At 44.8% G+C, this 19953-nt stretch carries 9 protein-coding genes and 1 pseudogene; 6 read left to right on the forward strand and 4 right to left on the reverse strand.

All coding sequences use genetic code 11. From position 1 onward, the window contains the following. Positions 1 to 245 precede the first annotated feature (245 nt). The 6 genes from G6047_RS11430 (at position 246) to G6047_RS11455 (ending at position 15101) form a co-directional block, all read left to right on the forward strand. Entirely contained in the window at positions 246 to 3098 is a 2853-nt protein-coding gene (locus G6047_RS11430) for a helix-turn-helix and ligand-binding sensor domain-containing protein (protein ID WP_235946536.1), read from the forward strand. Positions 3099 to 3435: 337 nt separating this feature from the next. Beyond that, positions 3436 to 6570, forward strand: a complete 3135-nt coding sequence (locus G6047_RS11435; protein ID WP_169527749.1) for a glycoside hydrolase 5 family protein — start codon at positions 3436 to 3438, stop codon at positions 6568 to 6570. 8 nt (positions 6571 to 6578) lie between these two features. After that, a complete protein-coding gene (locus tag G6047_RS11440; RefSeq protein WP_169527750.1) occupies positions 6579 to 8453 on the forward strand; it encodes an Ig-like domain-containing protein in 1875 nt (624 codons plus the stop codon). A gap of 113 nt (positions 8454 to 8566) precedes the next feature. Beyond that, the gene (locus G6047_RS11445; protein WP_169527751.1) at positions 8567 to 9397 is read left to right on the forward strand and encodes a glycoside hydrolase family 16 protein; all 831 of its coding nucleotides are present in this window, start codon (positions 8567 to 8569) and stop codon (positions 9395 to 9397) included. A 69-nt stretch (positions 9398 to 9466) separates the two neighbouring features. After that, positions 9467 to 11710 (forward strand): glycoside hydrolase family 3 N-terminal domain-containing protein, encoded by a 2244-nt coding sequence (locus tag G6047_RS11450; protein ID WP_169527752.1) that lies wholly within the window; start codon positions 9467 to 9469, stop codon positions 11708 to 11710. A gap of 367 nt (positions 11711 to 12077) precedes the next feature. Then, positions 12078 to 15101 (forward strand): T9SS type B sorting domain-containing protein, encoded by a 3024-nt coding sequence (locus G6047_RS11455; protein ID WP_169527753.1) that lies wholly within the window; start codon positions 12078 to 12080, stop codon positions 15099 to 15101. Positions 15102 to 15161: 60 nt separating this feature from the next. On the opposite strand, the pseudogene G6047_RS11460 reads toward G6047_RS11455, so the two are convergent. The 4 genes and pseudogenes from G6047_RS11460 to G6047_RS11475 form a co-directional block, all read right to left on the reverse strand. Next, positions 15162 to 16216: pseudogene (locus G6047_RS11460) on the reverse strand (NAD(P)-dependent alcohol dehydrogenase). A 2-nt stretch (positions 16217 to 16218) separates the two neighbouring features. Beyond that, positions 16219 to 17382, reverse strand: a complete 1164-nt coding sequence (locus G6047_RS11465) for a cupin domain-containing carboxymuconolactone decarboxylase family protein (RefSeq protein WP_169527754.1) — start codon at positions 17380 to 17382, stop codon at positions 16219 to 16221. Positions 17383 to 17496: 114 nt separating this feature from the next. Next, on the reverse strand, positions 17497 to 18627 hold the full coding sequence (locus G6047_RS11470) for an NAD(P)-dependent alcohol dehydrogenase (protein WP_169527755.1): 1131 nt from the start codon (positions 18625 to 18627) through the stop codon (positions 17497 to 17499). Then, positions 18624 to 19949 carry an NTP/NDP exchange transporter gene (locus tag G6047_RS11475; protein WP_169527756.1) on the reverse strand — a complete coding sequence of 442 codons (1326 nt, stop codon included), beginning with the start codon at positions 19947 to 19949 and terminating at the stop codon, positions 18624 to 18626. Before G6047_RS11475 ends, G6047_RS11470 begins: the two co-directional genes overlap by 4 nt. Between the last annotated feature and the right edge of the window lie 4 nt (positions 19950 to 19953).

Here is a 19953-nt window from a genome sequence, read left to right on the forward strand (position 1 = left end):
TATCTTTCTGCTTCGGCGCTTTGTTTATGCATATCATCAATAAACAGCCCGGAGCAGTTTTTTTAATTCCGTAACACAAAAATCTTAATCGGAAGCCCTTTTATTTTGGATCTGTTAAGTACAAGGAAACCAAAAACTTGCACTCTCGTTCGTACTCCTGTGTGAAATTTGACGAAAACGATATAATAAATCATCCTCTTAAATTATCTTGCGTCAAAATTTTACCGCCCCAACATATCTGAATCATGTCAATCATCAATCGCAATCACAACAAACACTCCTATGTAAAAATGAAAATAAGGTTATCTTTTATTTGGTTTTTACTGCTTCCCATTTTTCTGTCCGGACAGGAATTGTCACCAATCGTAAAATATAATTCATCGACATATAATGCCGGAAACCAGAACTGGATGATATCCCAGGATGCCAACCGGTTTTTGTTTTTTGCGAATAATGAAGGATTACTCGAATTCAACGGTTCGGCCTGGACACTTTATCCATCGCCGAACGAAACCATCATCCGTTCCGTCAAAGTTGTAGGCGACCGGATTTATACGGGCTGTTATATGGAGTTCGGATATTGGGTAAGGGAATCGAACAATCACCTGAAATACAACTCGCTCAGCAGTAAAATAAAAGACCGCATTGTTGACGACGAGCAAATCTGGAACATCTTTTCTTATGAACAATGGATTATTTTCCAGTCGTTGAACCAGATTCATATCTACGATACCAAGTCGGGCAAATTCTCAGAAATCACTCCTAAAAACGGCATCTTAAAATCTTTCCAGGCCGATAATTCCATTTATTACCAGGTTGCCAACGACGGTTTGTATGAGATCGAAAACGGAAAAGCCAAATTGGTTTCCAATAATCCTGTTGTGGTCAACAATAAAATCGTAGCCATTTTTTCTACCGATGACGGCTTGCTGATGCAGACACAACACAACGGGCTATTCACTTTCATCAACGGGAATTTCGCACCTTTCTTTTCTGATGTAGACGACCAGATCATAACCAGCAGTGTGTATAGTTGCCAGCAATTATCGGATAAAGGTTTTGCCATCGGCAGTGTTTCAAACGGCGTTTTCATACTTTCTTCCACCGGAAAATTAAAGTACCATATTACCCAATACAAAGGTTTAAGTAACAACACGATACTTTCGATATTTGAAGATGCCGACGAGAATTTGTGGATTGGATTAGACAATGGAATCAATTGCATCAACTTAAAATCACCTATACGAAGTTATTCCGATAATACCGGTTTTCTCGGAACTGTCTATGCATCTCTTTTGCACAACGGAAAACTATACATCGGAACCAATCAGGGATTGTTTTACAAAACCTATAATTCTAACGAATCCTTTCAATTCGTAAAAGGCACAAAAGGCCAGGTTTGGTCAATTTTCGAATATCAGGGAACGGTGTTTTGCGGACACGATTCGGGCACTTTTATAATCGATAACGAAAATGCAACCCCTATTTTTTCAGCATCGGGAACCTGGGGCTTTGTAAAAATTCCGGGAAGGCCGGATTTATTGCTTCAGGGAAATTATTACGGGATTTCGGTTCTGCAAAAAGAGAACAATCAATGGAAGTTCCGCAATAAGATTTCAAAATTCGATTATTCCTCGAAGCATTTTGAGATTTCCAACTCAAGGGATGTATTCATAAGCCATGAATACAAGGGTGTTTTCAGATTCAAATTAGATGAAAACTACATGACGTGTTCAGGTCTTACCATGCTAAAAACCCCTAAAAAGGGTAAGAATGCGAGCCTTATAAAATTCGACAATCATATTTATTACGCCAATAAACAAGGGATTTATGTTCTTGACGAAGCAAGCAAATCTTTCCACAGGGACAAATTGATGAGTTCGGTTTTTGAAAAAGATGAATATACGTCGGGCAAATTAATTGCAGACGGCTCGGATAAATTATGGCTGTTCTCAAAGAATTACATCCACTATTTCACGTTGAGCAAAATAGGCAATGAACTGAAAAAAAATACCATCCCTATTCCGCTGTCGCTGACCGGATCTATGTTGGGCTATGAAAACGTGACGCGTCTGTCAAATTCAGTTTACCTCATAGGAACTACAGATGGTTATTACACCATCAACCTGAACGAACTGCGATTCAAGAGCAACGGTGTTTCCATTACCAACGTTACCACAAACAAACTGGACGAAAAACTGATCAGTTGCTCCATTAAGGAAACGGGTGAATTTGAATCGGACGAGAATAACATCATCCTGAATTACACCGTTCCGGAATACAACAAATATATCTACACAGAATACCAATACATACTCGAAGGTTTGCAGAGCGAATGGAGTAATTGGTCGGCCAAGACAACTGCCAATTTCAAGAATTTGCCGCCTGGCGATTATGTCTTTAAAGTAAGGGCGAAAATTGCCAATTCAGACCCTAAAAACATGGCCGTTTATCGCTTTACCATTCATAAACCGTGGTATGCGAATAACCTGGCCCTGATCATTTATTTTATCACAGGAATTTTATTGATTCTTTATGTTCATAAAGCGTATAAGGAATATTATCGCAAAAAAGAGCAAAAACTGATCGAGGAAAACAACCTTTTGCTTGAGATAAAAGAACTCGAAAATGAACAACAGCTCATGAAGCTCAAGAACGAACAGTTGTCGAGTGATGTAGACAGTAAAAACCGTGAACTAGCCGTTTCTACAATGGGCCTTATGAAGAAGAACGAATTACTCGCTCTCATCAAAGATGACTTGAAACGAACCGGCACGGACAATGACGACAAGAGTATAAAATCTGTAATCAATACCATTAACAAAAGCATTTCCGACGATAATTCCTGGACCATTTTCAAAGAAGCATTCAACACGGCTGACAATGATTTCCTTAAGAAAATTAAACTTGCCCATCCTACTTTAACCCCAAATGATTTAAGGCTTTGTGCCTATCTGAGACTCAATTTATCATCAAAGGAAATTGCCCCACTACTCAATATTTCCGTGAGGAGCGTAGAGGTAAAAAGATATCGATTGCGTAAAAAAATGGATTTGCCGCACGAAACGGGTGTTGTAGAGTATATTCTATCGATATAGCTTAAATAATCGGGCCTAAATACAACCATACATTAACTATACGAAACGCCTTTTTACGTGTATAGGCGATGACTCTCAGAGCCTTGATTTTATTGTTAAAACTGTATTAAATAAACGTTCCGGCGCGAATTGATGTTAAAAGTTATTGTGTATAGTTTCTTTAGACAACCAATTTAATTTTAGAAATATAAAAAATGTAGTTTTAAGCCATTCCAAATTTTTAAACCTACTTTTTATCAATATCAAAAAAATAACCTGTATAAATAACATTATAGGCAAATGATTTATGCAACCGTAAATCATTTCAAAGCTTCACCCAAACCAAATAAATAGTATAATGAGAAAACTTATTTTATTACTAACCATTGTCATTTTTTCGCCTTCGGTTTTTTCGCAGGGAAATAAAGTTGTTGTGGTAAACGGCAGCGACGGATCGAGAATGATGGTCGATGGAAAGGAATTTATCGTAAACGGAATGAACTGGGATTATTATCCAATCGGAACCAATTATTCCTACAGTTTATGGACACAATCTGACGATATGATCAAACAGGCCTTGGACAATGAAATGGGTCTGCTCAAAAACATGGGCGTCAACACCATTCGTGTCTATGCCGGAATGCCTAAGAAATGGATTGAATACGTATATGTAAATTATGGCATCTACACGATGATCAACCATTCTTTTGGCCGTTATGGATTGACTATAAATGGTACGTATCAGCCAAATACGGAATATTCAAAACCCGAAGTCCGTGAGATGCTTATGAAAGAGGCGAACCAGTTGGCTACAGACTATAAAGACACCAAAGGATTGCTTCTGTTCTTATTAGGAAACGAAAACGACTACGGCCTGTTCTGGGATGGAGCCGAAACCGAAAATATCCCGATGGACGAACGCAAATCGACCAAAAGAGCTGTCGCGATGTACAAGCTGTTCAATGATGCGGCCTTATCGATGAAAAACATCGACAAAACCCATCCGATAGCTTTTTGTAACGGAGATTTGCTATTCCTTGACATAATCGCTAAAGAATGTAAGGATTTCGACATTTTCGCTACAAACGTTTATCGTGGGCCTTCTTTCGGGGATTTGTTCGAACGCGTAAAAAAGGAATACGGCAAACCGGTATTGTTTTCTGAGTTCGGGGCCGATGCCTACAACGCCATCACAAGCCAGGAAGACCAGACTTCACAATCGTATTACCTGCTCAACGAATGGAAGGAAATCTACCAGAATACTGCAGGATTGGGAAAAGCACAGAATGCCCTGGGCGGTTTTACGTTCCAGTTCAGCGACGGTTGGTGGAAATACGGCCAGACGGCAGATCTTGATGTACACGATACCAATGCATCCTGGTCTAACGGCGGCTATATGAGGGATTACGAACAAGGTCAGAACAACATGAACGAGGAATGGTTCGGGATATGTGCCAAAGGCCCTACGAATGCCAAGGGGTTATACGAACTGTATCCGCGTTCGGCTTACTATGTGCTCAAACAGGTGCATCAACTGAATCCATACGCTCCAGGCACCACAGCTACGAGCGTCGCCACTTATTTCGATAACATCCAGGTCATGGATGCAACGTTGCGTGCCAGAGGTGACAAGGCGGCCCTGGATTCCAAACAAGGCGGAAAAATACGTTTCAGCAAACTAAGGGCAGAATTCACGACCTTCAATACCGGAGGTTCTTTGATTACGACTCCTAAAGCTGCAGATCCGAATTCATCTGAATATCCAAACAAATTAGGTTTCGACCATATGCAATCGTACTACATTGGGGTAGAAGGAAATCCTTCCGATAATATGCGCGCCAATGTAGAAGTCAACATTTTAGGCAACGTCGCCCTGAACCCGATCGACCAGATTTTCTATGAAAACCGCGGGCGTCCGGTAACAGTACAGGGAAGCAATGGCGATGTCCGCATCGATTCGAACAACCGCGTGCAGGTTTACAGTGCAAGTTACAGCTGGAACCACAGTTTGTTCAACCTCACCGGATTCTACAGGACTGGACACTATCATTGGGGTTATGAAGGAGATTTCTTCGGATTGTATCCAGAGGCCAACTACGGGGCGAACATGGACATCTATAACGGTATTGCGCCGTCCGGTTTCGAAATGGAAGGAAAGAAACTCTTCAGTGGTTTCAAGCTCGCATTCGGTCCGCAACTATGGTGGGGAGCGAACCCGGCCCTATTGCTCAAATATTCCAAGACGATACACAACTTTGCTATCACAGGTATTTTCCATGAAGATATCGCACAACAAACCAACACAGAAAGTTCATTCGCGATTCCGCAACCTAAGACCAGACGCTTTACGTTGGCCGTACACCGCCCGATTGGAAAATTTGGCATTGATGTAGGCGGAATCTGGGCCGGACAACCATTGAACGGTCGGGAATACCAAATTGTTAGAGGTTCAGGGGCAGACGAACAGGTTTTCCAGCACCATATCGAAAGCAAGGACAATTTTGGTGGAAAAGTCAAGATCACCTACATCGGAGGAAGATTCAACTGGTACGGACAAGGTGCTGCAATGGGCCTTGTAGCGAATGGCGGTGCCGATTACACCCAAACGTTCACCGGATGGAGACTTAAGGACAGCGGAAGCGGCAACCAGTATAACTTTTTGACCGGAGCGACGTATTCAATCGGAAAACTCCAGATTGCACCTAACTTCCTGTGGCAAAAACCACTTGAAGGCCCAATAGACGCCAACGTTCCTGCACCGGGAAGACCGAGAAACATTCTGAACGATCCGTTCGTAGTGCGTGCTAACCGTGAACAAGTTGCCGGGGAACTTTTACTTACCTATGACCCTACACCAGGCTCGTGGATGTACAATTGGGACAGCGACCGGACCGAGGATGCGAAATTTGCCGTGAGTGCCGGTGTGGTTTTCCGTCACCTGCCTACCACTCAGGATGCTGCGATAGGAATCATGCCGGACGGAAGAACCACTTTCGCCTTCGACGGTGCCGCGCCTGCCAAAGATTTGTATGAGGTCAACGGACGAATCGTTTCGAAACTGACCAAAGATTTTGGCATGATCGCAAACCTGTACACAGGCGATGCACAGGCCAACGGAAGCGATGCGAGGACAATCCACAGATATGGAATGGATCTGCGCGTCATCTACCGTAAAATCAAACTGAGCTCTTTTGTCAAAATAAACGATTGGGGGCCATACGATTACCACCGCGATTTCAACCTCACGTATCCAATGCAGCTCATGGCAGACCTTTCAACGGAAATCGGCAAGCCGGACTGGTTCATCCTTCCGGGTACACGCATCGGGATTCGTGGAACTTACAGGACGCTGGATCAATATTCGCCAAGATACAATCCGACGCAAATACTTGACGCATCAGGAACTTGGGTACCTGACCCAACTGCTATCGGTTTTCCAAAAGGAAACGAATGGGAAATCAGGACATACATTCACATAAACATTGGAAAATAAAAAATACTATGAAAAGATTTAAAACCCAACTGGCCTATCAATTATCCTTCTGGATACTTGCCTTTGCCTTTTTCAGCTGCCAGAACGACCCCAATGATTTTGAAGAAGCGACTTATTCCAAAAATCCTGAGGTATTCATTGACACGTTTAGTGCCGGGCTGAATTTCTCCTCATACGGAGGTGCCGTCGTAGATGCGTTTCAGGTAGATGCTGACGTGGCCTACAACAACTCCGCGGCTTCCATGCGATTCGACGTACCGAACGTAAACGATCCTGCAGGGTCTTATGCCGGAGGTTCGTTTTACACTTCCGTCGGACGTGACCTTACCCAATACGATGCATTGACATTCTGGGCCAAGAGTACCGTTGCCGCCACGATCGACGTTGTCGGATTCGGAAATGATTTTGGTGACAACAAATATCAGGCAGCTATAAACGGTTTGCAGATCAGCACGGTTTGGAGAAAATACATCATTCCAATTCCGGATCCGTCGAAGCTGACACAGGAAAAAGGAATGTTCTTTATTTCTGAAGGACCTGAAAACGGAAACGGCTATACGTTTTGGATCGACGAAGTCAGATTCGAAAAACTCGGAACCATCAATCCGCAACAGCCGCAAATCTTGAACGGACAGAATTTAGTCCAGACAGCTTACGCCGGTGTAACCAATACTATCGCTGGGCTGGTTTGTGCCTTTAACATGCCTAATGGAATAAACCAGATAGTCAACGTAACACCGGCTTATTTTACGTTTACCTCCTCAAACCCCGCCGTTGCAACCGTAGATGAACAAGGATTGGTTACCACTGTAGGCGCCGGAACAGCTGTTATTACGGCAACGGTGAATGGTGTGGAAGCATTGGGATCGCTGACCATCAATTCATCAGGAGAATTCGTGCACGCGGATACACCTACACGGGATGCGTCAGACGTGATTTCTATATTTTCAGATGCCTACACCAATGTTCCGGTAAATTACTACAACGGGTATTGGCAGCCGTACCAAACGACGCAATCGGCAGATTTTACGGTAAATCAGGACAACGTACTCAACTACACCAATTTCAATTTCGTGGGTATTGAATTTACAAGCCCAACAATCGATGCTTCAGGAATGTCACATTTACATATTGACGTATACATTCCGAACGCAATTCCTGCCGGAGCGAATTTCCAGGTTCAATTGATCGATGCCGGAGCAGACGGAGCGCTTGGCGGTGGAAACGATACCAATGCCACGGTTACTTTTACGGCACCCACGCTGGTTTCCCAAAACTGGATCAGCCTTAATATCCCGTTGGCGCAATTTGCTGCTTTAGGAGGCAGGGCACATCTGGCACAACTCATTTTTGTAGGCGCTAATGTCACCAATTTCTATGCAGATAATATTTATTTCTACAACGACGGAAGCGTGATTTCTCCTGTTCCGACTACAGCTGCACCAGCTCCTTCGTATGCGCCCGGCGACGTAATTTCTGTATTCAGCGACGCTTACACCAACATTGCGGGATCAGACCTGAACCCGAACTGGGGCCAGGTAACCGTGGCTTCACAAGTAGCTATCGGCGGAAACAATACGCTTAAATATGCCGGTCTCAATTATCAGGGACTTCAATTGGGAAGCGCGACAGATGTGTCTTCCAAGAACTTCCTGCACCTGGATTACTATTCCGCGAATTCGACGGCTTTGAACGTATACCTGATCAGTGGTGGCCCTACAACGGAACAACTTCATGCGCTGACCGTTCCAACTACGAGCGGCTGGAATAGTGTTGATATTCCTTTGTCACAGTTCGCTCCGGTCAACCTGGCTAATATAATCCAGCTCAAATTCGACGGAAACGGAGACATCTATCTGGACAACATCTTATTCAGAAATTAACCCAACCAACTGCCCCAAATTTGCTTTAAACGCATATATATCCCTTCACTACCCCGATTAAACTGCATCGGGGTAGCTTATGGGGTTAAGTTCAAAAATTTAAAAAAATCAGTATGAAATATTTTTCAAACAGAAATAGATACAAGAAACCAATGGCAATAGCTTTAGTATCTGTCATTGCATTTTCCATTGGCGGATGTAATGAAGACGATAAGCAAAGCCTTCCGGCCCGTAACTGGACGCTTACCTGGTCCGACGATTTCGATGGCTCAGCAGGTTCATTGCCAGATGACACTAAATGGGGATACGACCTTGGAAACAATGGCGGATGGGGAAATGCGGAACTCGAAACCTACACCAATAATCCGGAAAATGTATCGTTGGACGGAACCGGAAATCTGGTCATTACCGCAATACAAAATGGGAATTCATTTACATCGGCACGTATCAAGACCCGAAGCAAATTCGAACAGACTTACGGACGTTTCGAAGCCCGCCTGAAGACACCTTACGGCCCCGGTATATGGCCCGCTTTCTGGATGTTAGGCGCAACCAATAACCAACCGGCGTGGCCTGCATGCGGAGAAATAGACATTATGGAATTACGTGGCCAGACACCGTATGTCGTAAACGGAACCATCCATGGCCCGGGATATTCTGCCGGAAACGCCATATCAGGCTCTTACGCTTTGCAGAACAGCAGATTCGATTTGGACTACCATGTCTTCGCCGTGGAATGGACAGCAGATAAAATCGACTTTTTTGTTGACGATTATCTATACAAAAGAATCTCTAAAAATGATGTCCCAGGTGATTGGGTTTACGATCATGCGTTCTTCCTGATCCTGAACATTGCAGTAGGTGGAAATTATGTCGGCTTCCCGACCGCCCAGACTCCTTTTCCTCAAAAAATGATTGTCGACTACGTAAAAGTATATCAATAAGCCTGTTTTTTTTAAGAATAAAAGTGCCAGAATGCTCATGTGCTTTGGTCTGTCATAAATCAAATCCAAATGAAAAATTACATTTCGATACTGTTCCTGTTACTTTCTTTTTCGGGAATTTCACAGCAAAAAAGTATTGACCAAAAAGTAAATGAGCTATTGGCAAAAATGACCCTGGATGAAAAGATAGGTCAGCTGAATCAATACACGGGAGACAACACCCTTACCGGCCCTCTGACGATCAATCCGAATAAGGAAGAAGAAATCAAAGCGGGAAAAATAGGTTCCATGCTCAATATTCTCGGTTCCGAATACACGCGCAAGTATCAGGAACTGGCCATGCAGTCGCGTCTCAAAATCCCGTTGCTTTTTGGCCTCGATGTCATCCACGGATACAAAACCACATTCCCGATTCCGTTGGCCGAAGCCGCAAGCTGGGATTTGGCAGCGATAGAACTTTCTGCCCGTGTTTCCGCGCGTGAATCTGCGGCAAGTGGTATTCACTGGACGTTTGCGCCAATGGTGGATATTTCACGTGATCCGCGTTGGGGAAGAGTCATGGAAGGAGCCGGTGAAGACACCTATCTGGGTTCAAAAATCGCTTACGCCCGCGTCAAAGGTTTTCAGGGTAACAAACTCGGAGACCTAACTTCGGTTATGGCCTGTGCGAAACACTTTTTAGCTTATGGAGCAGCTATCGGCGGACGTGATTACAATTCCGTCGATATGAGCGAAAGAATGCTGTGGGAAACCTATCTGCCACCTTTCAAAGCAGCAATCGATGCCGGAGCGGCAACCTTCATGAATTCATTTAACGACCTCAACGGAGTTCCGGCAACGGGTAACAAGCACATCCAGCGCGACATCCTGAAAGGCAAATGGAATTTCAGCGGATTCGTCGTTTCAGATTGGGGTTCGATTGGAGAAATGGTCAACCACGGATTCAGCAAAGATAAAAAAGAAGCAGCTTATTCGGCAATCACAGCGGGAAGCGATATGGATATGGAAAGCAATTCCTATTTGTATAACCTGTCTCAATTGGTAAAGGAAGGAAGAGTTTCCGAAGCCCTGATAGATGATGCCGTAAAGCGTATTTTACATAAGAAATTCGAACTCGGATTATTCGATGACCCATATAGATATTGCGATGCCAAACGTCAGCAAAAAGAACTCAATAATCCGGAAAACACCAAGGCTGCAAGAGAAGTCGCTGCCAAAAGTATCGTACTGCTGAAGAATGATAAAAAGGTGTTACCGCTTTCAAAAGACACCAAAACGATTGCTTTCATCGGGCCGATGGTAAAACCAAAAAGAGCCAATCACGGATTCTGGGCCGTCGACCTAAAAGATGTCGATTCAACCTACATTGTTTCCCAATGGGAAGGATTGCAGAATAAGGTGGGTAAAAACACCAAACTGCTTTACGCCAAAGGTTGTGGCATAAGCGATATGAGCAAAGCAGGTTTCGACGAAGCCATAACGGTTGCAAACCAGGCAGACGTGGTCATTCTAAGTGTTGGTGAAGCCCCAAACATGAGCGGTGAGGCAAAAAGCCGCAGCAGTATCAATTTGCCCGGAGTACAGGAAGACCTGATAAAGGAACTTCAAAAAACAGGTAAACCGATTGTCATTTTAATCAATTCCGGACGACCGTTGGTCTTTAACTGGACAGCCGACAATATGCCGACTATCGTTTATACATGGTGGTTAGGTTCCGAAGCCGGCAACGCCATTGCGGATGTGTTGTTTGGAGACTACAATCCGTCCGGAAAATTACCTATGACTTTCCCGCGTACCGAAGGCCAGATTCCGTTGTATTACAACCATACAAGCACCGGAAGGCCGGCTAAGAACGAGGATGACAAAATCTATGTATCGGCTTATATCGATTTGCAGAACTCACCAAAATTTCCATTCGGTTATGGGTTGAGCTATACGACATTCGGGTATTCCGATTTGAAATTGTCAAAACAGGTTATTCGCAAAAACGAAACACTCCAACTATCGCTGACAGTAACGAATACCGGAAAAGTCGCTGGTGAGGAAGTAGTCCAGTTGTATATAAAAGACCGGTTCGCGTCAATAGTGCGTCCCGTGAAAGAGCTAAAGGATTTCCAGAAGATAAAACTGGAAGCCGGTGAAAGTAAAACCGTCACGTTTACCATCGATAACGATAAACTTTCGTTCTACCATGAGAACCTTGATTTTGCATCTGAAGCCGGAGAATTCGATGTAATGATAGGTTCGTCCTCAGAAGATATCAGACTCAAAAGCGAATTTGAATTAACCGAAAAAACACCGGCTGCGAATTAACCAATAAATGGCCTGAATCCGGAAAATTGCAGAATCAGGTCACAAATGAATTTTTTCATTTAAACACGCATCCCTAAAACGATTTCGCCAACCGTACATTACCACATCAAAAGCTGGTGATGTCTGTTATATCTGCAACAATATTTTTCTGGAGTCCAAATAAATTGGTTGTAATTGGCGTGTAGCGTGACTTAATGCATCATTGCGAATTGTATGGTTTTTATATCATCAAAAAACAAAAATGGTAAAAGACTAGGTTTATTTTTATGAATACCAACTGTGTCATTTCACTATTGGTCTGAAACAAAATCTTATTGCTGACTTTGAATTACCTGGTTTTGATCCAAGACCTTATTTCACTTAATTGATGAGCCCAATCAAAAAAATAATTGTCTTTTTACTTTTGCTCGCATCCGTAAACAATTACGCTCAACTTGGGTTTTGTACAGGTAGTAAGGGCGACCCTATTTTTAGTGAGAATTTTGGCAACGGAACAACATACGGACCCGCCCTTCCAGCAGGAACCACAACGTATCCTTTTGTTACCGGCGCTCCAAATGATGGGCAATACACTTTGTACTATCAGTCTTCTCTTTATACCACCTGGCACTATTCCTTAGACCATACACCAGATGCCACAAACGGCCCTAACGGAAAAATGTTACTGATGAATGCCAATGCTGTCACGTCCGGCGATTTTTACAAAAAAACGGTTACGGGATTATGTGTCAACACCACGTTTGAATTTTCCGCCTGGCTCATGAATGTCTATAATCCGAACACCAATTATTGCGGTGCCGGACAGATTCCTATCAACGTGCGATTTGAAATCTGGAACGATACGGAAACCGTTCTCTTAGGCTCGGGAAATACCGGAAATATATTTGGCAGTTCCGCTCCGCTGTGGCAACAATTCGCCTTGGTATTCACTACGACAAGCGAAACATCGGTGGTTTTGAAAATGAAGAATAACGGTGTGGGCGGATGCGGGAATGATTTGGCGATCGACGACATCATGTTCAGTGCCTGTGGCGATTTGACGACGGTTTCAAGCCCAACGGTCACCGGAGATACGTATACTACCTGTACTAACCCCACTTCATTGCAATTGGATGCAACAACCTTGAGTGCCGTGCCTTATTTTTATCAATGGCAGACAAGTACCGATGCGACATCCTGGACAGATATTACAGGGGCCACCAGTTCCACTTACACGACACCCAATTTAAGTTCCGCGACGTATTTCCGGGTACGGGCGGCCCAGGATGCAGCCAATTTGGGCAATCCTTTTTGTTCGAGTATCTCGAATGTTTTTACCGTCAATTTCTTACCGACACCGACTGCTGCCACAAACGACGGGGATAAGACCATCTGCAGTAACCAAACTATTCCTTCGCTATCGGTAACTGCTGCTTCAGGTACGAACGTGAATTGGTATAGTGCAGCTACCGGAGGAATTTTATTGCAATCTGCCAGCACAACCTACACACCTACTGCTGCGGGAATCTATTATGCCGAAACATACAACGCCACCACCAATTGCATCAATACGTCAAGAACGGCTGTAGAACTTACCATTATCCCGCTTCCGGATGTAACCATATCGGGAGCCACAACCCTATGCAGTGGAAATACGGCTACCATAACTTTTAACGGAACACCAGATGCGATAGTTACCTACAACATCAATGGCGGTTCAGATCAAACGATAACCCTGAACGCGTCGGGTTCCGCAAGCATCACAACTTCTCCTTTGTCTGCGAGTGTTACCTATACATTGGTAAGTTGTACATCGGCCGATTTGAGTTCGTGCAGCCGGCCTAAAAATGATTCGGTGACCGTTACGGTAACGAATGTACTTAGCGCATCTTTTTCAAGCAATTCGCCGGTTTGTTACGGAACGCCGGCTACCTTGAATTTTACGGGAACACCGAACACGATCGTTACGTATGCAGCAACCGGAGGCCCGAACCAGACAGTTACCTTAAACGCAGGCGGAACTGCATCTGCCTCGACTTCAAACGTAACTACGGCTGTATCATACACACTTTCGAGTGTCGCTTCCACCGGATCATCGCCTTGCACACAAACGCTTAATCAATCGATTACCGTTTCCTCCGTTCCGCTGCCCACAGTATCATCTATAAACGCAAGTCCAACTGCTGTCTGTTCCGGACAGACAAGTACTGTGACATTTACGGGAACACCTGATGCTGTTATAACGTACACCGTAAACGGAGGCAGCAGTCAATCCATAACGTTGAATGCCGGCGGAACCGCTTCTGTAACTACATTGCCGTTATCTGTCGCTACCACATATCAGCTCACAAACATAATACTGCCCGCAACCGGCTGTACACAGTCGCTTACAAATTCGGTAGCCATTTCAATCAACCCGACACCAACGGCAGCTTATACAGGAGATTTGAATTATTGCGAAGGAGAATCGATCTTACTCAATTTATCATCGACCGTTGCGGGGACAACTTTCGACTGGACCGTTTCCCAAAGCGGAACAAATGGAGCCACTGCCGGAAGCGGAAACCAAATCAATCAAAACGTAACACTGACCGGAAATTCCGCCGGAACCGTAACCTATACCGTCACGCCTCTATACAACGGCTGTTCAGGAAATCCAATCACAATAACGGTCAATATACTTCCGTTGCCTATTCCGGGAATCACCGATGGTGTGATTTGCCGGCCTGGTTCGGGACTTCCATCGACTCAATTTTATACGTTGGATACAAACCTGAGTGCGGCCGACCATACGTTTCAATGGTATCTTGACAGCGACTTGATTCCGGGTGCTTCCTCAAACACATATGATGCGTATCAAATTGGGACATACACGGTCATCGCGACGAATAGTGCGGGCTGTATTTCACTTCCGGTAGATGCTGTCGTTGGTGAAAGACCTCAAGGAGAAAGCCTGGTCATCGAGCAATCTGCCGCATTCAGTGATAATCCAACGATTACGGTCACTGTTGTTGGCGGAGGCGGTCCGTTTTCATATCAATTGGACGATTTCTATCCGCAGTCCTCAAACGTATTCCATTCCGTTTTGGCCGGAACACATACCATAACCGTGGTTGACGATTATTGCACGCTTCTTACGGCAACGGTCACGATCCTGGATTATCCAAAATATTTCACCCCGAACGGAGATGGAATCCACGATACCTGGAACATCGACGGAATCACCAATGCTTCGATCCATATTTTTGATAGATACGGAAAGTTGCTAAAGCAAATAAGCCCGGAAGGTTTAGGTTGGGACGGAACCTACAATGGTCACCAAATGCCTTCGAGCGATTATTGGTTCACGATAGACTATTTTGAAAACGGCGCAAGCAAAACGTTCCGTGCCCATTTTGCCATGAAACGATGATTCTTCAACAAAAAAACGCCACCATTAGGCAGCGTTTCAGTCGTGTTGTTGATTCGGTAGTTAATGCTCCAGCGAAGCCATATCGATTACGAACCGATATTTGACATCACCTTTTTCGAGTCGTTCAAACGCCGTATTCACATAGTCGATAGCGATGATTCACTTTCAGACGTAATGTTGTGCTTAAAGCAGAAATCAAGCATTTCCTGAGTTTCGGCAATACCACCAATGTTCGATCCGGCAAAACTGCGTCGGCCCATGACAACATTGAATGCCCCGATTTCCAAAGGTTCAGGCGGCAATCCGACAAGAACGACACTTCCGTCGTGACGCAATAAATTCAGATACGTATTGACATCGTGTTTAGCCGAAACCGTATCGATTATAAAATGAAGCTTGCGGTTGTACTCAGCCATTTCTTTGGGGTTTGAAGACAATACGGCATTATCAGCCCCAAGTCTTTTGGCATCGGCAACCTTATCCGGAGACGTGGTGAAAACGGTGACTTCCGCGCCCATCGCTTTTGCAATCTTGATGGCCAGATGCCCGAGTCCGCCAATTCCTAAAATACCGACTTTCTTACCCGGACCGGCCTGCCAGTGTTTCAAAGGTGAATACACGGTGATTCCGGCACAAAGCAAAGGTGCGGCAGCGGCAAGGTCTTCAAAAGCAGGCATCTTGAGTACATAATCTTCATGGCAGACATAGCTTTTCGAGAAGCCGCCAAAAGTTGATCCGCCCAAATCCTTATCCGGACTGTTGAACGAAAACGTAACACCTTCATCGCAGAATTGTTCGATTCCATCGTTGCAATATTCGCAATGGCCGCAGCTGTCTATAATGCAACCGACTGCCGACAAATCGCCAACCTTGAATTTAGTCACATGATTTCCCACAGCAGTCACGCGCCCGACGATTTCATGTCCGGGAACGATAGGGAAATTCGTTCCCCCAAAGTCATTCTTGATTTGATGCAAATCAGAATGGCAGATGCCGCAATACAGGATTTCCATTTCCACATCATGTGGCTTGACCGCTCTCCTGTTGATGGTCATTTGATGCAACGGATTCGCAACAGATTCGGTTCCGTAAGCTTGTACTTGTTTTGTTCCCATGATTATTTCTTTGGTGGTAGTATTTCGTTTAAACAATTGACGGCGTTGAGCGTTCGCGGGTAACCCACGTATGGCAGCAGCTGTGTCATGAGGTCGATCAATTTTTGTCTGCCGTTCCCAACATTCGCGTTGCCCTGAATGTGGCCTTTGATCTGGTTTTCGGTTCCGCCCAAAGCAATCAGGAATGAAAGCGTGGCGAGTTCGCGGATTTGGACATCGAGGCCGTTCCGGGTCACATAATCGCCGAAACAATTTGCCGATAAGTAATGCTGGAAATGCAGTAAATCGTCAGGCGCATTTTTATACATATCATCAATCCGGTCACCAAAGATTTCCTTCTGTTTCGCCAATCCTTTTTCGTGGCGTGTCTGAGGATTTGTTGTCGATTGGGGTTCGACTGGCAGATTGATATCGCGCTCCCTAAAAATATCATTCGTCGCCTTTACAAAATCAATAACCTTTGAAATCCCGACATAAGGAACCGACTGATACAAAATTTCCTTGACCTCAACCGGCGTCGCACCTACATTCAATGCAGCATTGGCAAACATTTTATATTCAGTGACGGACTGGCTTGCAATGGTCGATGCCAGGATCATAAGCGTCCGTGTTTTGACGTCGAGATTGTCATGGCCGACGATTTCATCAAAAGCGAAATTGTCAAAAACCTGTATCAGTTCCGGATCGGTCTGGGCAAAATTGGATTGATATTCCGGCCATAACTGGTTGTGGTTTTGGTGTGCCTTTTCAGAAATAGTGACTGCCGATTTTTCATCTGTCAGGGCCTTATCGTACGCTTCATCTGAAACAGCCTGCATCCAGACCGTCGCATTCGTATCTGAAGGAACTATCGCAATGTGCGTCATACTGTTCTGATGCGACGCACCATGCCAATGTTCGACATTTTTCGGGATTTTGACCACATCATCTTTTTTGATGATCTGGACTGATTTTCCTTTTCCCTGATAATAGCCGATACCATCCGTCACGATTAAAATCTGGCCGTACGGATGCGTGTGCCAGTTGGTTCGGGCCTTTGCATCAAAGGTCACTTTCCCCAGGCCAACGTTGAGTTTGTCCTCTGGAGTTACCGCCAGGTTCACGTGGACTGTTCCGGTGAAATAGGCTGTTGGAGCTTCCGGCCCTTGCTCTTTGATTGAAGTCATTTTGTATTGTTTTGTGTTGCCGATTTTTTGTGCGATTGCTGAAACAGACAATAGAGTAATTGCCAAAATTAGATTCCAAAAATTCCTTTGATGTTTCATTTTCAGCACGTTTTGTTACTTGATTGTCTGCATATCGATCACGTACCGATAGCGCACTTTTCCGTCAAGCACATTGGTATAGGCCTGATCTATCGCGCTTGCCGTTGCCGGAATGACTTCAACCTGCGGATAAATATTATTGGCCACGGAATAATCGAGCATTTCCTGTGTTTCTTTAATTCCGCCTATGAGCGACCCCGATATTTTGCGTCTTCCGCCAAACAGAATATCGCCCGATGTCATGCTCGGTAAATCCTTTTGTGCCGGAAAACCCAGGATGACCAAATCACCGTCAAGCTTGAGCATTTTCTGGTACATGGTCAAATCATATTTTGCCGGAATGGTACTTATGATAACGCGATAGGTATTGTCCAAACCCTTGAGCTGGGCCGGATCTTTAACGTTGACATATTTCACGGCTCCCATTTTGAGGGCATCGGCGCGTTTGTCTTCGGTAATGTCGAACACGGTTACTTTTGCACCCAGTTTTACCGCATACTGAACCGCCATGTGGCCCAATCCGCCAAAACCTGCTACGGCAATCGTATCTCCGGCTTTTACATTTTTATGGACAATTGGTGAATACGTGGTAACTCCGGCACAAAGCAAAGGCGCGACTTTTTTCATATCGGCGTTCTTTGGGATTTTGATGGCGAAGTTTTCGGCGAGTACTATTTTGTTCGAATAACCGCCTTGGGTCAGTTCATCGTTGTGGAAATAATCCTTGGACGCGTATGTGCCTACATTTCCTTTAAGGCAGTATTGCTCCTCGCCTTTCTTGCAGTATTCGCAGGTTCCGCAGGAATTGACCATACAGCCTACACCTGCAAAATCACCTACTTTGAATTTGGTGACATTCTTTCCGACCTGTGACACGCGACCGGCAATTTCGTGACCGGGAACAATAGGGTAATCTATCGCGCCCCACTCGCCTTTGGCTGTGTGTAGGTCACTGTGACATATTCCGGCATATTGGATGTCGATAAGGATCTCATCATCACCCACGGCATGGCGCTGGAAGTCATAAGCCTGGAAATTTCCGGTGGCCGACATTTTGGCGAATCCTTTTGCCGGAACAGCTTTGTTTTGGGCAAAAAGTGTGGCTGTACAAACCGACAGCATAAAAAGAAGAAGTATCTTTTTCATAAGGAGTTATTTAAAATTGTTGTTGAAAGATTATGTGGTTTTTGATGTTGCTGACGACCGAGCCAAAAACTCAACCCGAGCCAAATCAGCGATAGCGGAACCGCAACTATGGAAACGCCGGTCATGGTCAGCCCGATGCCGATAAGCCCGGCATATGCCCAACTCCCAACCTGATCGCCTGTGCGGTAAATGACTGTATCTATAAAGTTCTTCGCCTTGTATCTGTCCTCGCGGGAAACCGTTGTGAACAACACTTCCCGAACCGGACGCGATAACCCAAAATTCCCCACCCGTGTCGCTATCTGAACCGCAACAAAAACGGCCAATACCGGATAAGTTGCCAAAGCCGAAAACCCTATGATATTGATAAACGGCAAGACACAGAGCATAAGGGCAACTCCAAGCGACCTGACCAGATAACCGGTAAAAAAGAGTTGGAGAAACAGCGTGCAGGTATTTACCCAAAAATCGATGTTGGCGAAAAATGCCGTCCGCGATACTTTATCGGTGAAGTTGACCGACACGATTTCGGCTTGCTGGAAATACAGGAACGTAGAGGCGATGGAACTCAGTAAAATGCAAAAGGCGATGGCGAACAGATAAGGCGAGCGTAACGTATGCCCCATTCCGGAGAAAACACCTCCACCCAACGCTCTTTCCGATTCATTATCGTGACCTGACTTCTGGAAACCGAGGTTCACTTTTGACAATCGTTTCACTGCAAAAACACCTGCTTCAAGCAAAAGAGCCGACAGCATCAAAAGACCACTTTGCCCTATTATTTCTACAAGTCCGGAAGTCAATGCCGACCCTGCAATGCCGCCGATGGTTGCGCCCGAAGCCAGAATCCCGAATAGCCGTTTGCCTTGTTCCGAATTGAAAATATCGACTATGAACGACCAGAAAACTGAAATGACGAACAGGTTGAACACCGAAACCCAGATGAAAAAAGCACGCCCGATCCAAACCTGATGCGTCGATGAACCGAATTGGATCAATATCAGGAAAACCAGCAGGTTCAGCATAAAAAACCGATACGTGATGGCTATGAATTTTTCCCGCGTCCATCGTTTTACGGCAAATGCAAAAAGCGGATTGACGGCAATCATGGCAACCAACGTTCCTGTAAAAAGCCACGGTAAATTTTCTACACCTCCGGAAACACCCAGTTCGTCACGTATGGGACGCAACACGTAGTAGGCAAGGAAAATGGCGAAAACATACAGCCATGCCCAGACCAACGCTTTTGTTTCTGATGGATTGACGTTAAGGAGAATCCGAAGCTTTCCCAAAAGTGTCGTTTTGTTGTTTTGTTGGGGCATATAA

Source organism: Flavobacterium silvaticum (assembly GCF_012911565.1).
Classification (GTDB): domain Bacteria; phylum Bacteroidota; class Bacteroidia; order Flavobacteriales; family Flavobacteriaceae; genus Flavobacterium; species Flavobacterium silvaticum.